At 65.2% G+C, this 3,934-nt stretch carries 4 protein-coding genes and 1 pseudogene; 4 read left to right on the forward strand and 1 reads right to left on the reverse strand.

Annotation, left to right across the window (positions count from 1 at the left end):
• Positions 1-152, forward strand: a pseudogene (locus tag IC50_RS44105) (ribulose-phosphate 3-epimerase); the annotation flags it as partial.
• Between the two features lie 226 nt (positions 153-378).
• On the forward strand, positions 379-591 hold the full coding sequence (locus IC50_RS35900) for a hypothetical protein (RefSeq protein WP_035716197.1): 213 nt from the start codon (positions 379-381) through the stop codon (positions 589-591).
• Positions 592-611: 20 nt separating this feature from the next.
• On the opposite strand, the gene IC50_RS35905 is transcribed toward IC50_RS35900, so the two are convergent.
• The gene (locus IC50_RS35905; RefSeq protein ID WP_035716200.1) at positions 612-1,448 is read right to left on the reverse strand and encodes a universal stress protein; all 837 of its coding nucleotides are present in this window, start codon (positions 1,446-1,448) and stop codon (positions 612-614) included.
• 211 nt (positions 1,449-1,659) lie between these two features.
• Here IC50_RS35905 and IC50_RS35910 point away from each other — a divergent pair, with 211 nt between their 5' ends.
• Entirely contained in the window at positions 1,660-3,204 is a 1,545-nt protein-coding gene (locus IC50_RS35910; RefSeq protein ID WP_035716202.1) for a Do family serine endopeptidase, read from the forward strand.
• Between the two features lie 272 nt (positions 3,205-3,476).
• Positions 3,477-3,839 carry a hypothetical protein gene (locus tag IC50_RS35915; protein WP_035716204.1) on the forward strand — a complete coding sequence of 121 codons (363 nt, stop codon included), beginning with the start codon at positions 3,477-3,479 and terminating at the stop codon, positions 3,837-3,839.
• Positions 3,840-3,934: the final 95 nt, after the last annotated feature.

A 3,934-nucleotide genomic window follows, 5' to 3' on the forward strand; every position in this document is an offset into this window, starting at 1 on the left:
CGGGTTCCGCCGTGTTCCGCGGCAAGGGCGCCGCCGACTATGCCGCCAATATTGCGGCCATTCGCCTCGCTGCCGAGGCCGGCCGAGTTCCGCACCCGCAAGACAGTGCTGCGCAGCGGATGCGCGTAAGCGATGGAGGCCGTCTCCGGTAGCCTGTCTTCATCGCCGGATTTCGCGGCGACGCCGCAATCGGCCGAGACTGTCCGCGCGGGGTGGGGGCCGAGCGTCGGTCGGCGTCATTTGGAACTTTCGCCTGAATACGCATTTCAAGAACGAGCCGGGATCAGGTGCGGGTGGGCGCAGCAAATGTTTTGCACAACCGCCATCGGCCTGACGTAAATCGGGGCGATAAGCATTGCCAATGCGAGGGAGGGTCTCATGGAGAACGTACGTCGCTACCGGGCGCTGGCGTCTCTCTGTCGTCAGCAGGCGGCCTACCGGCCGCTCCAGAACTGGGAACTTCTCGGCCAAGCCGAACATTTCGAACATCTCGCCGAAGTCGAACTCAAGGCGCATTTCGACGCGTGCAATGTGCAACGCGTCGAGGAAGCCACCCCGCCCGCGACATGGCAGGCTCCCGTCGCGGCGTAACGGCGCCAAGCCGGCTCGGCTCAATGCGACATCAGCGTCGGGACCGTCATGGCCTCCAGCATGGCGCGGGTGACGCCCCCGAGAACGCGCTCCTGCAGCCGCGAATGGCCGTAGCCGCCCATCACCAGGAGATCGAGGCTCTCGTCGGCCGCCAGCGACAGGATGGTCGGCTGAATGTCGGCGCGCGCCGCCGACAGGCTGACCGTGCGGGTCGACAGTCCGCGCCGGCCGAGATGCTTTGCCAGGCTGGTCGCTGAAGCCTCGCCGGAGACGGTGTCGGACTCGTTGATGGTGATGATCACGATCTCTGCGGCGCGCGCCAGGAATGTTGCTGCATCGCGCACGGCGCGGGCAGCGAGGCGGCTGCCGTCCCAGCAGATGCCGATCCGGTTCGCCTTGAAGGCTCCACGGAAGGTGTAGGGCAGGAACAGCACCGGGCCGCCCGCCTGAAACAGGATCTCGCCTGGCACGTCGTTGTCGAAAGAGCCTTGCGTCGGATCAGGTTGAAGCACGATGCTGAGGTCGTGCAGTCGCGCCATCTCGCCGAGCGAGCCGGCTGCATCCGCCGGGATCGCGCCGAGTGCGTGGCAGGCGTAGGAGATGCCGGCGTTCGCCGCTTCGCTGCTGAACACTGCGAGCGCGGCCTCGGCACGCTCCACGGCGCGCTCGCGTTCCAGTTCGAAAACGGCCGCCACCGCGGCGCCCCCCTCCATCACGTAGGCTGTACTGGTCGCGACATAGCCGACCGCGACCGCGTCGAGATGTGCGTTGAGGTGCGCCCCGAGCGAAATCGAGCCCTCGATCACGGAACGCATGGGACGCTCGGTGGGAATGTGGACGAGAATGTCTTTGTACATGGCGCACCTCCGGTGGACATCATCCGATGATGACAGTTTTTCACGGCGCAAAGCGCCTGTGTTGAGCTGCATCAAAGGGGCAGCGACGATTTGCCTGCTGCGGCCGCTCACCCGCACTTTGCCGAGATTTAATCCGATGGACGGGACGCCGTAAGGTGGCAACGGCCATGTTGGGGGCAAGGCGACACCAGCTCAACATGGATATTTCGACATGAACGATCGCGTCAAATCCGACACCACCACGTCTCGCAAGATCTTGCGGCCGCGCCGGCTGGCGCTGCTCGGCACCGTGGCCGCGCTTGGCGTGGCCATGCTGGCGGCTGCTCCCGGCTCTTCGCCGTTCGGCATGCACCCCTTCATTGCGCCGGCTCAGGCTGCCGAAGCTGCCGCGACGCCGCCGGGCTTCGGCGATCTGGTCAGCAAGGTCAAACCCGCGGTCATCTCCGTGCGGGTGAAGATCGACCAGGACAATGACAAGAGCGCGATGCTGCAGCAGAATCGGATGGATTCGGACGAGGATACGCCGTTCGACCAGTTCTCGCGACAGTTCGGCTTCCGTTTTCCGGGCGGCATGAACGGCATGCCGCGCCAGCGGCATCAGATGATCACGGGCGAGGGCTCCGGCTTCTTCATTTCCGCCGACGGCTATGCCGTGACCAACAACCACGTCGTCGACCACGCCGAGTCGGTGCAGGTGACGATGGACGACGGCACGACCTACACCGCGAAGGTCGTCGGCACCGATCCGAAGACCGATCTCGCGCTGATCAAGGTCGACGGCAAGAAGGACTTTCCGTTCGTCAAATTCTCCGACCAGAAGCCGCGCATCGGCGACTGGGTGGTCGCGGTCGGCAATCCCTTCGGTCTTGGCGGCACCGTGACCGCCGGCATCGTCTCGGCCAGCGGCCGGGATATCGGCAATGGCCCCTATGACGACTTCATCCAGATCGATGCGCCCATCAACAAGGGCAATTCCGGCGGCCCGGCCTTCGACATGAACGGCAACGTGATCGGCGTGAACACCGCGATCTTCTCGCCCTCGGGCGGCTCGGTCGGCATCGGCTTCGATATTCCGGCCTCGACCGCCAAGCTCGTCGTCGCGCAATTGAAGGACAAGGGCGCGGTCACCCGAGGCTGGCTCGGCGTGCAGGTGCAGCCGGTGACGTCGGATATTGCCGACAGCCTCGGCCTCAAGGAAGCGCGCGGCGCGATCGTCGACAATCCGCAACCTGGCAGCCCGGCCGCGAAGGCCGGCATCGAGGCGGGCGACGTCATCACCGCCGTCAACGGCACGACGATCAAGGACTCCCGCGACCTCGCCCGCACCATCGCCACCCTGGCGCCGGGCACGTCCGTGAAGCTCGATGTCTTCCGCAACGGCGACAGCAGAACGATGACCGTGGCGCTCGGCGAGCTGCCGAACGAGCGGCAAGCCAAGGGAAATGGCACCGATGAGGGCAGGGGGCAGCCAAGTGCCGGCACGCCGCGCCTGGGCCTCAGCCTGGCGCCGGCAGGTGACGTCCAGGGGGCGGGCCAGAAGGGCCTCGTCGTCACCGAGGTCGACCCGCAAGGGCCGGCGGCACAGCATGGCATTCAGACCGGCGACGTCATCCTCAATGTCGGCGGCAAGGCCGTTGCCAATGTCGGCGAGGTCCGCTCGGAACTGGCGCAGGCCAAATCGTCGGGCAAGCGCAGCGTGCTGTTGCAGGTCAGAAGCGCGGAGGCGACAAGGTTCGTCGCCGTCCCGCTGGCGTAAGACGACCGCACCGAGCGACGGAGTGAAAAAAGGCGGCCCTCGGGCCGCCTTTCCTGCTCATCCTCGGACTTCCCCGCGGGGCTATCGATAACATTCTCGTTAACCGCAGGGATGGTGACGCAGTTCGTCCGAAAAAGCCGTGTTCGTTCATCACAGTTCCAGTTCTCGCAGCCTTCCTTGCGGTAATGGAGCCGCGGGCTGCAATCGTGGAACTTCGAGCTTGCCGCCGCTTTGTGGAACTAGCAGGCGGTTCGCATTTGATCGGTGCCGACATGGATCGATTGAAGCTCTCGCTGAGGAGTGCGCTACTCGTAGCGCCATTGGTGCTCTCGGGCGGAAACGCGCTCGGGCGTGACGACGGCCGCTACGCGGACTCCCCCCTGAAACCATGGTTCGACAGCTTGCGCAGCCACCTTGGTCCATGCTGCTCGGACGCGGACGGTCTTGCCGTCGCCGATCCCGACTGGGAGTCGCACAACGGGCGCTACCGCGTGCGTCTCGACGGGCAGTGGATCGAGGTGCCAGACGAAGCCGTCATCACCGAGCCGAACCGGGCCGGCCGCACCATGGTGTGGCCGGTGAAAACTGCGTTCGGGATTTCGATCCGCTGCTTCATGCCGGGCAGCATGATCTGAAACAGGTCAGCGTCAGCGCTTGCTGGATTTGCGCTTCGACGATTTCTTTGACGACCTTCTGGACGTCTTCTTGCCGGGCGTCTTCTTGGCGCTCT

The sequence above is a fragment of the Bradyrhizobium genomosp. I (2014) genome (assembly GCF_000261685.1).
Classification (GTDB): domain Bacteria; phylum Pseudomonadota; class Alphaproteobacteria; order Rhizobiales; family Xanthobacteraceae; genus Bradyrhizobium.

Coding starts and splice junctions, on each gene's coding strand:
- IC50_RS35900 (WP_035716197.1), top strand. CDS start 379: ATGGAGAACGTACGTCGCTACCGGGCGCTGGCGTCTCTCTGTCGTCAG.
- IC50_RS35905 (WP_035716200.1), bottom strand. CDS start 1,448: ATGTACAAAGACATTCTCGTCCACATTCCCACCGAGCGTCCCATGCGT.
- IC50_RS35910 (WP_035716202.1), top strand. CDS start 1,660: ATGAACGATCGCGTCAAATCCGACACCACCACGTCTCGCAAGATCTTG.
- IC50_RS35915 (WP_035716204.1), top strand. CDS start 3,477: ATGGATCGATTGAAGCTCTCGCTGAGGAGTGCGCTACTCGTAGCGCCA.